Raw genomic sequence first — 13,966 nt, 5'->3', positions numbered from 1 at the left:
GCCGGGGAGCGGCGCACAAGTTGGAGGATGTTCTTATTTTACGCTAGCGTCCTTTAATTGGCCTGCTACCGGTCCTGGCTTGCTGCCCTAAACGGGATCCCAGGAAAAAACGTCCCTGGACTTGTCCAGCGTATGGAAGGACGGTTTCATCATCGGGATGGCGACGTCGAGGCAGCTTTGTACCGTCCAGCCCGTGCCCGAATGTGCGGTGCGTATGGGGCGGGGCTGCGAGAAGAGGTAAATTTCGTTATTGCGCACGCCGAAAATCTGGCCAGTCACATCTTTGGCCGCGTCCGTCAGCAAGGCACAGGTGAACGGCGCAATTTTTGCGGCTTCAAGGCGCTGGTTGACTTTCATGCGCTCCATGCCTTCAGGGGTATCCGTGGGGATGGTATTGACCATGCGGGTAAAGGCAAAAGGTGCGATGCAATTGGAGCGCACGTTAAAACGCTCCATATCAAGAGCAATGGCCTTGGACAAGCCGACGATGCCCATCTTGGCCGAGCAGTAGTTGGCCTGGCCGAAGTTGCCGATGAGGCCGGATGTCGACGTCATATGCACAAATGCTCCGGTCGCTTCGCTCTTGAAGTGCGGTGCTGCCGCGCGGGACATGTTGAAACTACCCTTGAGGTGGACCTTGATGACCGCGTCGAAGTCTTCCTCATTCATCTTGTGGAAGATGACATCGCGCAGGTTGCCCGCATTGTTCACAACGCCGTCGATGCGCCCGTACAGGTCGAGGGCCTGGGTGATGATGGCCTGGGCGGATTTCCATTCAGCCACGCTGTCGGTGTTGGTTGCGGCGATGCCGCCAAAGGAGCGGATCTCGTCAACGGTTTGCTGTGCCGGCCCGCTGCTGGCGCCGCTGCCGTCGATGCTGACACCAAGATCGTTGACGATAACTTTGGCACCCTGGCGGGCGGCCTCGATCGCGATGCCTTTGCCAACGCCTGCGCCGGCCCCGGTGACCACGATGACTTTTCCTTCAAGCAAAGCTTGCATTGACGACTCCATAAGGTGAATTGAAACGAGAGTCCCGGTACACCGGGTGCAGGGAAAAACTGAAATCCATAACCATATGGTGATCCGTTACTTTGAGGGATGGGGCAGGTCAAAGCCTTGCCGCGATCCTGGTCCATGCGCGCGCGAGCTCATCGCGGAAAGCAGGCCCGGCGACGGCGATAATGGCCTGGGCCCGCTCATGGACGCTCGCATCGCTCAAATTGGCCACGCCGTATTCCGTCACGACATGATCAACGTCGACCCGGGAAATCGAGGTGATGGCTTTTTCGTTCAGGCAGGGAACGATGCGCGTCCCCTTGCCACCGTGGTGTGTCGCGTTAAGTGCAACAATGCTCCGGCCGCCAGCCGAAAGGCGTGCCGCCCGCGCGAAATCCGGTGCGCCGCCAGCACCGCTGATGGCGCGGCCGTCTGCATGTTCCAGGTTGCATTGGCCAAACAAATCCACTTCGAGGGCTGAATTGACGGAAACAAAATTGTCCAGGCCGAGCAGCACGCGCGGATTGTGGGTGACTTCGCAACCCAGAACGCGCACCTGATCGAAGTCTGCCATCTGGCGATAGAGTTCCGTGGAGCCTACCAAGGCGCAGGTTGTATGCGGGAAGTCCGGATCCAGCGCACCGGCACACGCCAGGTCGAGCAAGCCATCGGACAGCATGCCGGAGTGCAGGCGAAGCATTCGCCGGTCGCACAACAGGCGGGACAATGCCATGGGGACCTTGCCCAGGCCGATCTGCAGGGCGCTGCCATCGGCGACCAGTGGTGCAATATGCCGCGCAATGGCTTCCGTGATGGGACTGCTTTCCGAGTCGTAGGTCGGTAGCGGCGTATCGACTTCGCAGGCATGGTCGAGTTGTGAATAGTGGATGCTTGCCGCCCCCTTGATGCGGGGGGCCTGGTGGTTGATCAGGCCCAGCACCCGTCGGGCTTTTTGCAGTACCGCGGGCATGAACTCAACCGCCGGGCCCAGTGAGCAATTGCCTTCTGCGTCTGGCGGAGCGAGCTGGACCACCGCCAGGTCCGGTTCAACCCTGTCCAGTATGTGACGCACAAAGCCGGCATAACTCAGGGGCAGGCAACGGTACTGGCCGTTGCGTTGCGCCGCCTGCAGGCCGGGATGCATGAACAGGCCTGTCACGCAAACGCTTGCATCCATGGATGCCATCTCCAGCGTGTTGATGCCGGGCACGTAGCTGGTCAAAAGCCTGAGATCCTTTTGGTGTTCCATATGCGCCAACAGGCTGGAAACGAAAGCCAGGGGGGCACCACTGGCTCCCGGGACATAAACCAGCTCACCGGGGTGAACCAGGCTGGACAGTGCATCGCAGCTCACGAGGCGTGGCCCGGCGCCTGCCCGGGCTGGTGTTGCGGGGCGAATGTCCGGAAGGCCGGAGGACTCGAAGGCTCTCACTGACCTGTCCCTGGGGAAAGGGTGCCGGGACGGTTTGACAATTCAGGCTGCACGTGTAGTTTTCTTTTTTGTGATGATTCAATTATAGTATGTAGCCATACAATAATCTTGTCAATTAAATCTGGATTGGAACAAAACCCTACGTTTGCACCAGCCAATACGCATCGCATCGCCCAAAACTACAACCCGCCATAACTCAATCCTTACAAACCATGACCCATAACCTGCGCCACTGGGCGTCGCATTTTCCCGACCGCGTGGCTATACGCATCGGCACCGAATCGTTGACCTACAGCGTTCTCGAGTCCCAGGCGAATCAGCTGGCGCATGTGTTTGAAAAACTGGGGCTGGTGCGCGGTGATCATGTCGTTGCCTTCCTGCCAAATACGCCGTTCATGTTTGTTGTGGCCTGGGCTGCTTATCGAAGCGGGCTGTATTTCACCCCGGCGTCCAGTTTCCTGTCCGCGCAGGATGCCGCTTACATCGTGACCAACAGCCAGGCCCGGCTGGTGTTTGCCAATCCGGCAGTCAAAACACCTGTGGCAGAGCTTCCGGGGCAGTGCGGTGGCACCATTCACTGGGTTTCGCACGAAGGCGAACTGCCGGGGTGCAGCCCGGTGCAGGCCATGATGGCGCCCATGAGCAAGCTCCCGCGCGACACCGAATGTCCCGGTGCGTTGATGCTGTACACCTCGGGAACGACCGGGGCGCCCAAGGGTGTGTGGCGGCCCTTGCCGGCTGCAAACTATCAGGGGGCGCCTACTTTTGCCGCTGACTTGATAGCTCTTTTTTCACTGGACGAGCGCGTACGCTACCTTTCGACGGCGCCGCTTTACCACGCGGCGCCATTGCGGTTTGCGCTGACGATTACGGCGACGGGAGGCACAGTCCTCGGCTTGCCGAAGTTTGATGCGCAGGAGGCGCTGGAGATGCTGGCCGTGGAGCGAATTACGCATTCGCAATGGGTGCCCACTATGCTGCAGCGGGTGTTGCGCCTGCCCGAGGAGGTCAGGCGAAAGTTCCGTGCACCCGACCATGTGATGGCATTGCATTCAGCAGCTCCATGCCCGGTGCCCGTCAAACGCGCCATCATCGACTGGTGGGGACCCATCCTCATGGAGTATTACTCCGGTACCGAAGGCGTCGGACTGACAATGCTCGGTTCGCCCGAATGGCTGAAGCATCCGGGCTCCGTGGGGAAGACATGCAAGGGTGTCCCGCATGTGCTGGATGATGACTGGACCGAGTTGCCGGCGGGCGAAACCGGGCGCATCTTTTTTTCCGGTGTCACGCCGTTCCAGTATTTCGGGGATGCCGAAAAAACCGCCAACAGGACCAGCCCGCAGGGCTACCAGACCCTGGGGGATATCGGCTATGTGGACAGCGAAGGGTATATGTACCTGACAGACCGCATGGACGACATGATTATTTCCGGCGGTGTGAATATTTACCCACAGGAAATCGAATCGGCCATCATGGAACTTCCCTGCATCATTGATGCCGGTGTGGTGGGGATGGCCGATGATGAGTTTGGCGAGCGCCCTATCGCTTTTGTGGTGGGCGACGGCAAGCAGCTGCAGCACGAAGTCGAGGCGGCAGTCAGCGCCCATTGCAGTATGCGGCTGGGCCGCATCAAGGCACCTGCGCGATACGTGGTACTGGAGCAGATGCCGCGCTCGCCTACCGGCAAGCTGATGCGCCGTGAACTGCGGGACATGCTGCGCAGTATGTTTCCGGCGCAGGCCGTCCGGGGTTTGCCGTGATTGCATTCATATGTATTGTAAAATATCATATGCATACGTAAATAAACCGGGAAAATGAACTGTGATCGCAGCAGTGGCGTCCCGCGATCAAAACCTAAAACGGAGACAAACCGCATGCGTCTACATCGACTGACAGTCCTCAGGGGCATCGGGCTGGCTTTGCTACTGGCTGCCCTTGGCGCCCAGGCGCAGGAGGGCCAGCGTTATCCGGCAAAGCCGATACGTTTCATTGTTCCTGCAAGTGCAGGCGGGCCCAGCGATGTGATCGCCAGGCTGATTGCCGAGCGGCTGACGCATTCCCTGGGCCAGCCGGTGCTGGTTGAAAACCGGCCCGGCGCATCCCTCATTCTCGGTACCAATGCCGTCGCGAAAGCGGATCCGGACGGCTATACCCTGCTGTTCACGACCAGCACGCCCATCGTGATGGTACCGTTTACGGTAAAGAAGGTTCCTTATGACGTGCAGAAGGATTTCACGGCCGTCTCGCACGTGGGGACAACGCCGCTGGTGCTGTATGTCAATGGCTCAACGCCGATTACAAACCTGCGCCAGTTGTTTGACGCGGCCAGGGCAAGGCCTGAGTCGGCAAACTATGGTTCCTATGGGAACGGCTCCAGTGCGCATGTATTGGGAGAGTTCCTGATCCGGCAGTCGGGGGTCAAGATGGTCCATGTGCCCTACAAGGGCGTTGCACCAGAGTTGCAGGACCTGGTGGGGGGGCAGTTGCTCACGGCCGTGGCAGACATTGGTTCGGCGGCGCCGCTGGCAAAGGCGGGGAAGATCCGGCCGATTGCAGTGACCGGTACAAAACGCTCGCCGGTCCTGCCCGACATTGCCACCTTTGCGGAGCAGGGCATTGCGGGGATGGAGCCGTTTTCTCCCTGGTGGGGGCTTTTTGCACCCCAGCAAACACCCAGGGCCATCGTCGACCAGTTGTCTGCAGAGGTCGCGAAGATCGTCAAGGTGCCTGAATTCAACGCAAGGCTGGTGAGCTTCGGCATTGACCCCAGCGGCACGACATCTTCGCAGGCCAATGAACTCACGCGCACGGAGATGGCCAAATGGCAGCTCATTATTCGTGACATGCCGCATATCAGCTTCGATTGAGGTTTTGCAGATGATGTTGCCAGCCATGCCCCGGGATGTCAGATGAAAGCCATTGTTTGCGAAAAGTGGACGCATTACAGCGAGCTGAAAATCCATGAGACTGCACCGCCCGTGCTGTCTGCCGGGCAGGTCCGCATTGCTGTGTATTTTGCGACTGCGGGCTTCGGGCAGACGCTGGTTATCGCAGGCAAGTACCAGCGCAAGCCGCCGCTGCCGTTTGTGCCTGGCACGGAGATTTCGGGCGTTGTCCTGGAGGTGGCGCCCGGCGTCACGGAGTTTTCACCAGGCGACCGGGTTGCCGCAGCCCTGGATTGGGGAGGCTATGCGGAGGAGGCGGTTGCCACGGTGGCAACGACCTGGCATGTGCCCGACGCGGTGAGCCTTGCAACCGCAGCAAGCGTTCCCCTGACCTATGGCACGGCATATGCGGCCTTGCATTGGCGCGGCCGGCTCAAGGCCGGGGAAACGATGCTTGTTTATGGCGCTGCGGGTGGCGTGGGCTTGCCTGCCGTCCAGCTGGGCCGCCTGGCCGGCGCCAGGGTGATTGCAGTCGCGGGCAGCGAGGACCGGGTAAAGGTCGCCATGGCCTATGGGGCGCATTCCGGAATCGTTCATGGCGGAGGTCAGCTGAACCAGCAGGTCAGGGCCAACAATGGCGGGCGGAACGTGGAGCTTGTCTTCGATCCCGTGGGCGGCACCTTGTTTGATGAGGCCCTGCGCTGCCTCAGGCCGGAGGGGCGGATACTGGTTGTGGGTTTTGCCAGCGGCGAGGTACCGAAGATCCCGGCCAACATCCTGCTCGTTAAAAATGCAGAGATCATTGGTTTTAACTTCGGCCTGTATATAGGGTGGGGCCTGACGGACGAGCGGGAGTATTACATGGACCGTTTGCGCGACATGATGCAGACCCTGTTTGCACAGGTCGCAAGCGGTGAGCTTGAGCCCATCTCGTCCACGCCATACCCGCTGGAGTGCTTGACCGAAGCTTTTGATTCGGTGATCGAACGCCGCTCCGTCGGGCGTGCTCTTCTCCAGATCGTGCCCGACTCTGATCTTTGACATATACACAAGATTGCCGTCATGCAAGCCAAGGACAACGAACCTCTTCTGGCCGGCCTGCGTGTGCTGGACCTCAGCCAGGGCATTGCCGGGCCTTATTGCGGCGCCATCCTGCAGCAGCAGGGCGCCGAGGTCATCAAGGTGGAACCCCCTGGCGGCGACTGGGCGCGGAACATGGGTATCGAGCGGGACGGTTTTTCTGCGGTGGTGCTTGCCTATAACGCGGGTAAATCAGGCTTGTGTGTCGATGCGGGTGTTGATGCCGGACGCGCCGTTTTACAAAGGGTCGCGCAGCAGGTTGACATCGTCATCCAGAACTTCCGCCCGGGTGTGGTGGATAGACTGGGTATCGGTTATGAAACGCTGGCGTCCCTGAATGAACGGCTGGTCTATGTCTCGATCTCGGGCTTCGGCCCCGACGGGCCATTTGCGGACATGCCGGCGACAGACAATGTCCTGCAGGCCATGTCGGGCATGATGCACGCGAACCGCGGGGCCACGGGCGTGCCGCAAAAAGTGGGGCTTTACCTTGCCGATATTGCGGCAGCCGTTTATGCCTCGCAACTGGCCTGCGCGGCCTTGTACCGCCGCTCCATTACCGGGCGTGGGCGCCACATCCAGCTAAGCCTGCTGGAAGCCTGCGCAGCCATACAGAGCAGCAATATTCTGGATGCGGTTTTTTCCTCGGGCCTGTCGCCAGCGCGATCGGCCACTGCGCCCGGCGGAGTATTCCGGGTCAGCGACGGTTTTATTACGCTGGCCACACTTAACAACGGCATGTTCACCCGGCTCTGCAATGTGATTGGCGCCACGCACCTGCTGCAGGACGAACGCTTTGGCTCCAACCAGTCACGCCTGGCCCATGCGGAGCTTCTCAATGAACAGGTCGCCGTGCAGTTGCGGGGTGAATGCCTCGCACACTGGTTGCCCGGACTGAAGGCCGCGGATATCCTGCATGCGGCTGTCGGTAACTATCAGGACCTGCTGGCAAATACGCAGGTCAGCCATGCCGGGATCTTTGGTGAGGTTCGCAATGCGGGGTTGGCTGCATTGCCTCGCGCCCGGCATCCCGGCTGTCCGCGAAGCGCTGCTGCAGAGTCTGCGCCGCGTATCGGCGAGCATACGGCCAAGGTGCTTGCCGGCTTTGGTTTCACCGCACGGGAAGTCGGGGAGCTTGTCGCAAGCCGGGTGGTACGCGTATCGGAGCACGCCGGAAAATAAGGTTCATCCGGCGAGTCATCGCCGGAGTACCTGACGTATCAGCAGCCCTGTGCGGCAGCCGCGGTTGAAGGCGAGGGGGCGGCATACCTCTCGCGCAGTACCCGCTTGAGCAGCTTGCCGTTTTCGCTGCGGGGAAGCTCATGAGCAAAATCCACGGTGCGGGGACACTTGATGCGCGATAGCTGCTCGCGGCAATATTCAACCAGTTCGCCCGCCAGTTCTGTGGAGGGCTGGAGGCCGGCCTTCAACTGGACAACGGCCTTGACCTCCTGGCCAAAGTCCTCATTTGGAACGCCGATGACTGCCGCATCTGCGACCGAGCCGTGTGTCAGCAATACATTCTCCGCTTCCTGCGGATAGATGTTGACGCCCCCGGAGATGATCAGGTCGGTGCGCCTATCGCTCATGAACAGAAACCCGTCCTCATCCAGGTGGCCCATGTCGCCGTAGGTTCCCCAACCGCGCCTGTTGAAGACGGATTGCGTTTTTTGGGTGTCGTTGTGGTACTGGAATCCGACGCCGCCGTTAAAGTAGATCAGCCCGATCTCGCCGGGAGCGAGTTCCCTGTCCTCGCCGTCATCGGCCATGATGTGGACTTCGCCGCATATGGGCTTGCCGACGGAACCTTTGCGGGACAACCATTGCCCGGCATCGATGTAGGTGACGCCCACGTTCTCGGAGCCGCCGTAATACTCGTTGATGATGGGGCCCCACCAGCCGATCATGGCTTCTTTCACATGTTTGGGGCAGGGCGCCGTTGCATGCAGGGCGACACGCTGGCTCGACAGGTCGTAGCGGGCACGGACGGCCGGGTCGAGTGCCAGCATGCGGCTGAACATGGTGGGCACCCAATGCCCATGGGTGATGCGATGGCGTTCGATGGCCGCCAGGGCGGTTTCGGCGTCGAACTTGCGCATGATGACGCAGGTGCCTCCGCATTCGATGACCCGGATATTGAAGCGGCCCGTGGCGTGGTAAAGCGGGGAAACCGACAGGAAGACCGATCCGGCATCCAGCTGGAACATGGCCCTCAACCTTTTTTCCAGCTCCGGCAGCTCACGGCGCCGGGCGTACGGCAGCAGGGGGCGGCGTATGCCTTTTGGGAAACCGGTGGTGCCGGATGAATACATGAACTCGCGTCCAACCGAACGTTCGGGCAGGTCCGCACTCGCGGAGCAAGCTGCCACCGCAATTTCATAAGGTTCAAAACCATCGGCCTGCCCGTCGACCATGAACCGGTGCGCGGGGGCATAGTCCCCGAGGGCACCCAGCGTGTCCGCGGCAAGGCTGGTGTTTGCGAGGCTGCTGATCAGGACCGTGGCGGCGCAATCGCGAACGATATAGGCCGCTTCATGGCCCGTCAGCAAGGTGCTGATGGGAACATAATACAAACCGGCGCGCCGGATGCCCCACCATAACTCGAACGTGCGCAGATTGTTTTCGAGAAGCAGGGCTACCACGGAGCCTTCCGCCAGGTTCAGCGAGAGCAGCCAGTGCGCCACCTTGTTGGCCCGCTCGTCGAGCTCCCGGTAGTTAAGGGCCTGGTCGGTGCCCTGCATCTGCACGGCAATCTTTTGCGGCTGGGTCAGTGCCCACTCATGCAGGAAGGTCATCGTGGTTTTCCCTTGGAAATAAATGGTGTGGTTGCATATTAACTGTGAGCATACTACACTGCCGCCATCCGAGCTGATATTCCGATCAACAACAATCATGGGCCACGCGCCCATGCACAGGAGACAAAGACATGAACGGTTCCCGGCGCCAGGTTCTGGCAGGTACTTTTGCATTGGGCTGCAGCGCACTGGCAAAGGGGGTTTTTGCGCAAGACGCGTGGCCGAGCAAGCCGATACGTTTTATCTCGGCCGGGGCGCCCGGCGGAGGCAGCGATATTTTCGTGCGTGTGCTTGAGACTCGCCTGAAAGACAAGCTGGGACAGAACCTGTTCATCGAAAACCATCCTGGCGCCGGCGGCATGACGGCCGCCGCCGTGGCCAACAGCGCAAGGCCGGACGGCTATACGTTTTTTATCAGCAACGTTGCCACCAACGGCATAGGTGTCAGCCTGTATCGCAAGCCGACCTTTGATCCAAAAAAGGATTTGCCGCCGGTCGCCCGCATAGCGACGTTCTCCAATGCCCTGGCCATACGTTCGGACCGGGGTATCAACTCGGTGGCAGACCTGGTCGCCTACCTGCGAGCGAATCCCAAAAAGGGCTTCTTTGGCTCGGCCGGCTCGGGAACAAGTTCGCACCTGTCCTCACTGTTGTTTGGTCAGCGCATAGGTGTTGAACTGACGCATGTACCCTACAAGGGCACTGCTGCCAACCTGAATGCGTTGCTGGCGGGTGAAGTCCTGTTCTCCATGGACAACCTGCCGCTGTACACACAGCACGCCAAGGCGGGCACCCTCAAACTGCTGGCCGTGACACGCAATGTGCGTTCACCGGGCAATCCGGACCTGCCGACCATGCAGGAGGCCGGTATCAAGGACTTTGACATCTCCAGCTGGTATGGCATTTCAGCCGCGACAGGTACGCCGCAGGCCATCATCGACCGCATGGGACTGGAGATTGTCAATGGCCTGGCTGATCCGTCGGTGGTCTCGAAAATTCGCGATATCGGGGCTGATCCAGCGCCGCTTGGCCCGCAGGCTTATGCGGCATTTATCAATTCGGAAATCCAGAAATGGATGCCGCTGGTCAAATCATCCGGAGCGATAGTTGATTAAGCGGAGGTGAACGCACATCAGGAAAGGCCGCCTTCAGCTCCAAATCTGCGCACAAGCATCAGCTGACATTGCGCTGGGCCTTTTCCTTTTCGGCACGAGAGCGCACCAGCGACTTGGCCTCGGCCCAGTCGTCTGGCGTCAACCGGCCCAATGCGGCGAAGGTGCTGGGGGCGGCCAGATGGTGGCCACCATCGAGGGCAATGTTTTGTCCCGTGAGGTATTCACAGCCGTCGGCCTGCAGAAAGGTCAGCAGATTGCACAATTCGTGCATGCGGCCGAAGCGCTGCATAGGCACTTCGTCCTTTGAAGCAGCGCCCACATTGGCTTTTGGAATCGGCGCGAGTTTTTCCCAGGCGCTTTCGGTTGGAAATGGGCCTGGCGCCACCGCATTGACGCGAATGTTGTGCTGTCCCCATTCGACCGCCAGCGACATGGTCATCGCATGGACGGCAGTCTTGGCCATGACCGAGGGTAAAACGTAGGCCGAACCGGTCCAGACCCAGGTCACCAGCATGCTGACTACCGAGCCCGGCAAGCCCTGGGCAATCCAGCGCTGGCCACAGGCCAGTGTGGCAAACAAGGCGCCGTCCATGACGGTGGAGCGCACCGCCTCGAAACCACGCGGACTGATCTCCACTGACGGCGAGATGAAGTTGGCGGCAGCGTTGTTGACCAGGCCCGTCAGCGGCCCGCCTTGCCAGATGTTTTCCACCATGGCCTCGATCTGATCGGCATCGCGCACGTCACAGAGATGGTACTGGGCGCTGCCGCCATGCTGCGCAGCGGCCTGCAGTTCAGCGACCGCGCCCTGCAGCACGGCTTCCCGGCGCCCGCAGATGTGGACGGATGCGCCTTGTGCGGTGAACTGGCGTGCCAGTTCCTTGCCCAGGCCGGTGCCGCCGCCCGTGATCAGGATGCGTTTACCAGCCAGGGCGTCGGCTCGAAACGGGGTGGCGGGCAAGACGCTCTCCTAGGCCTGGTGTTTGGCGGCGGCGGATGCCCCGGCATCCCTGCCGGATTTCAATCCGGCAAACATCTGGCGCCCTATGATGTGTTTCATGACTTCTATGGAGCCGCCCGCAATCTTGACGATACGTGCGTCGGCGTAAGCACGGGCAATTGGGTATTCCCACATATAACCCCAGCCGCCGAAAAGCTGCAGGCATTCGTCAACGACCTTGCAGTGCAGGTTGGTGAGCCACATTTTGGCCATCGCCGCATCAATTGCGTCCAGCTCGCCTCTCATGAAGGCGTCTATGCACCGGTCCACAAACTGCCGGCCCACCACGGCTTCGGTCTTGAGTTCGGCCAGCTTGAACTGGGTGTTTTGAAAATCCGCAATGGTTTTTCCGAAGGCCTTGCGCTGCGAGGTGTAGTCCACTGTCCATTCAATCACTGTCTCAGCCACCGTGGCCGAGCGTATCGCCTGTGCCAGCCGTTCCTGCGCGAGTTTGGTCATCATCAGCTCGAAGCCCTTGCCTTCTTCGCCCAGCATCGCCGAGGCGGGAACGCGCACGTCGTCAAAAAACAGCTCCGAGGTGTCTTGCGCCTTCATGCCCAGCTTGCTCAGGTTTTTGCCGCGCCTGAAGCCCGGCAGGCTGGTATCGACCAGGAACAGCGTCACGCCTTTCGCGCCGCCGGCGATGTCGGTCTTGGTTGCAAGCACGATCACATCGCAGAGCTGGCCGTTGGAGATAAAAACTTTTTGCCCGGAGATGACATAGTCGTCGCCATCGCGTACGGCCCTGGTACGGATCGCCTTCAGGTCCGAGCCGGCATGCGGTTCGGTCATGCCCAGGGAGCCTATGGCTTTTCCGCTCACCATTTTCGGCAGCCACTGTTTTCGCTGGGCCTCGCTGCCGAAAGCGGAAATATAGGTAGCCACCAGGTCGCAATGAATCATGAAGCCCGGGCCGGTAAAGCCCGAGCGTGCCATTTCTTCAAACACCACCACATCGAACAGGTAGTCGGCGCCGGCGCCGCCATATTGCTCCGGCACCGTGCAACACAGCATGCCTGCCGCACCGGCTTTCAGCCACAGCTCGCGCGGCACGATGCCGGCGCTTTCCCAGGCGGCGTGGTGGGGCGCGATCTCGTTTTCAATAAAGCGCCGCACCATGCTGCGGAACGCTTCGTGGTCTTCATTAAATAGTTCACGCTTTAACACGTTGGATTACCTTTCGGGGGTGGATTGGGTCAGCGAGGTGAAGGGGCCACCGCTCCAGGCCGGTGTGACACCGGCCAGGCAAGCGGCGACATCCAGAAAAACCGGATCGCCGGTGTCCGGTTGCGCCGCATACGCGCTGGCCAGGCGCTGCTGCTGCTCGATAGGCTGGCCGCGTAGGCCCTGCAATATGCTGAGCGGACCGGGGGTGTGCCAGGGCAGGCACCGAAGTTGTGTGGACAGGACAGTGGCGGCCACGGCGCTGCCGCCCTGGGCCGCGATGATTTCGAGTACGCGACCGTAAGGTCCGGATGGCGCCAGTACTGCCCAAGGTATAGCCGGGGCTGTATTGGCTGCTTCAGCGAGCACACGTAAGGCGATGCGATGGCGCTTGCCGTGCTGGTCGACAAGTTCAAGCGTATCGGCGGGCAGGCCTGCATCAGCCGCCTGCGGCAGCTTGATTTTTGCCAGCGCATCGGCCCAGGCTTGCCGCGCGCTGCTGATGGCTCCAAGGCCCATGCGTTCGATGCGCGCATCGGCTGGCGGCGCCAGTTCCCGTTCGGCGCGCAAACGTTCCAGAAACAGCGTGCCTATCATGTTGCCCGCCACCGGATTGAACATCAGGCGCAGGAACTGGTGCATTTCCACCGCAGTGGCTTCAGCCAGCGGTAGGCGCGCACCCTTGAGTACGCTGTCGATGATGGCGCTGTAGGCCGGGTAGTCGGCAAAGTCCTGCCCGCTGATGCCGTGCCGGGAGGCGATGGCGTGCGCCTCGGCCTCGCTGTGCGCGGGAACATCTTCTTGTGCCAGTTGCGGGAACTTGGCTGTGGCGTCATACACCTTGCCCTGCAATCCGCGTGCGACAACCATGGCCTCGTCCAGCAGCCGTATGGTCGGCACCGCCTGTGTAAACAGGCCAAAGCGCACAGCATCGGCCGGCGTGATGGAGCGGCCGCTCAGCAACATGTCCATGGCCGTTTCGAAGCCGGCCAGGCGGGACAAACGCTGCGTGCCTCCGGCGCCGGGCAACAGGCCCCAGCGTACCTCAGGCAGCCCGAGTTGCGTGCGAGCATCGTCGGCGACCAGCCTTGCGCGGCAGGCCAGCGCGAGTTCCAGCCCGCCTCCCAGGGCGATGCCATTCACTGCGGCCACCCACGGTTTTGATGAAGCTTCCAGCCGGACAAATTGGCGGCCCAGCCGTCCGCACAGCTCAAACATTGCATCCGCGCCCGCGGTACGGGCGGCATCGGTATAGCCGCGCACCATGACCAGGTCGGCGCCCGCCAAGAAGCCCGATTTTCCGGAGGTCAGCACCACGCTTTGCACGGCCGGGTCGCTGTCGACGCGGTCCATCAACATGTCGAGCGCATCCATCAACTCGACCGAAAAAACGTTCATGCTCTTGCCGGGCATGTCGATGGTCGCAAGCAGGATGCCGTCCGGCTCCAGGGTGGTATGAATCTGCGTGATCAAAAAGGGTGCTCCATGTTGCA

Annotated in this window: 11 protein-coding genes; 5 read left to right on the top strand and 6 right to left on the bottom strand. The window is 60.7% G+C overall.

Going from position 1 to position 13,966, the window contains the following annotated elements:
* Window positions 1-87: 87 nt before the first annotated feature.
* Both ACFQND_RS19995 and ACFQND_RS19990 read right to left on the bottom strand, forming a co-directional pair.
* Entirely contained in the window at window positions 88-1,002 is a 915-nt protein-coding gene (locus tag ACFQND_RS19995; RefSeq protein WP_371438143.1) for an SDR family NAD(P)-dependent oxidoreductase, read from the bottom strand.
* Between the two features lie 109 nt (window positions 1,003-1,111).
* Complete coding sequence (locus ACFQND_RS19990; protein ID WP_371438142.1) at window positions 1,112-2,431, bottom strand: acetyl-CoA hydrolase/transferase family protein; 1,320 nt, start codon at window positions 2,429-2,431, stop codon at window positions 1,112-1,114.
* Window positions 2,432-2,643: 212 nt separating this feature from the next.
* Between ACFQND_RS19990 and ACFQND_RS19985 the strand changes: the two genes are divergently transcribed.
* The 4 genes from ACFQND_RS19985 (at window position 2,644) to ACFQND_RS19970 (ending at window position 7,581) form a co-directional block, all read left to right on the top strand.
* Entirely contained in the window at window positions 2,644-4,194 is a 1,551-nt protein-coding gene (locus ACFQND_RS19985; protein ID WP_371438141.1) for an AMP-binding protein, read from the top strand.
* A 114-nt stretch (window positions 4,195-4,308) separates the two neighbouring features.
* Window positions 4,309-5,301: a tripartite tricarboxylate transporter substrate binding protein gene (locus tag ACFQND_RS19980; RefSeq protein WP_371438140.1), complete on the top strand. Its 993-nt coding sequence runs from the start codon at window positions 4,309-4,311 to the stop codon at window positions 5,299-5,301.
* Between the two features lie 42 nt (window positions 5,302-5,343).
* Window positions 5,344-6,360 (top strand): NADPH:quinone oxidoreductase family protein, encoded by a 1,017-nt coding sequence (locus ACFQND_RS19975; protein WP_371438139.1) that lies wholly within the window; start codon window positions 5,344-5,346, stop codon window positions 6,358-6,360.
* A 21-nt stretch (window positions 6,361-6,381) separates the two neighbouring features.
* Entirely contained in the window at window positions 6,382-7,581 is a 1,200-nt protein-coding gene (locus tag ACFQND_RS19970) for a CaiB/BaiF CoA transferase family protein (protein WP_371438138.1), read from the top strand.
* Between the two features lie 38 nt (window positions 7,582-7,619).
* Here ACFQND_RS19970 and ACFQND_RS19965 read toward each other — a convergent pair whose 3' ends face one another.
* Window positions 7,620-9,194 (bottom strand): AMP-binding protein, encoded by a 1,575-nt coding sequence (locus ACFQND_RS19965; protein WP_371438137.1) that lies wholly within the window; start codon window positions 9,192-9,194, stop codon window positions 7,620-7,622.
* A 131-nt stretch (window positions 9,195-9,325) separates the two neighbouring features.
* Here ACFQND_RS19965 and ACFQND_RS19960 point away from each other — a divergent pair, with 131 nt between their 5' ends.
* Window positions 9,326-10,309, top strand: coding sequence for a Bug family tripartite tricarboxylate transporter substrate binding protein (locus ACFQND_RS19960; protein ID WP_371438136.1), 984 nt, complete (start codon window positions 9,326-9,328; stop codon window positions 10,307-10,309).
* Window positions 10,310-10,367: 58 nt separating this feature from the next.
* Here ACFQND_RS19960 and ACFQND_RS19955 read toward each other — a convergent pair whose 3' ends face one another.
* From ACFQND_RS19955 to ACFQND_RS19945, 3 genes are read right to left on the bottom strand one after another with little or no spacing between them, the layout of a single operon-like run.
* A complete protein-coding gene (locus ACFQND_RS19955) occupies window positions 10,368-11,270 on the bottom strand; it encodes an SDR family oxidoreductase (RefSeq protein ID WP_371438135.1) in 903 nt (300 codons plus the stop codon).
* A 9-nt stretch (window positions 11,271-11,279) separates the two neighbouring features.
* Complete coding sequence (locus tag ACFQND_RS19950) at window positions 11,280-12,476, bottom strand: acyl-CoA dehydrogenase family protein (protein WP_371438134.1); 1,197 nt, start codon at window positions 12,474-12,476, stop codon at window positions 11,280-11,282.
* Window positions 12,477-12,482: 6 nt separating this feature from the next.
* Complete coding sequence (locus tag ACFQND_RS19945) at window positions 12,483-13,946, bottom strand: enoyl-CoA hydratase-related protein (protein WP_371438133.1); 1,464 nt, start codon at window positions 13,944-13,946, stop codon at window positions 12,483-12,485.
* Window positions 13,947-13,966 lie beyond the last annotated feature (20 nt).

This window comes from Polaromonas aquatica (genome assembly GCF_042659145.1).
GTDB classification, from domain to species: Bacteria; Pseudomonadota; Gammaproteobacteria; order Burkholderiales; family Burkholderiaceae_C; genus Polaromonas; species Polaromonas aquatica.
The sequence above is the reverse complement of the archived record's forward strand: the minus strand, read 5'-3'. Positions and strand labels throughout refer to the sequence as shown.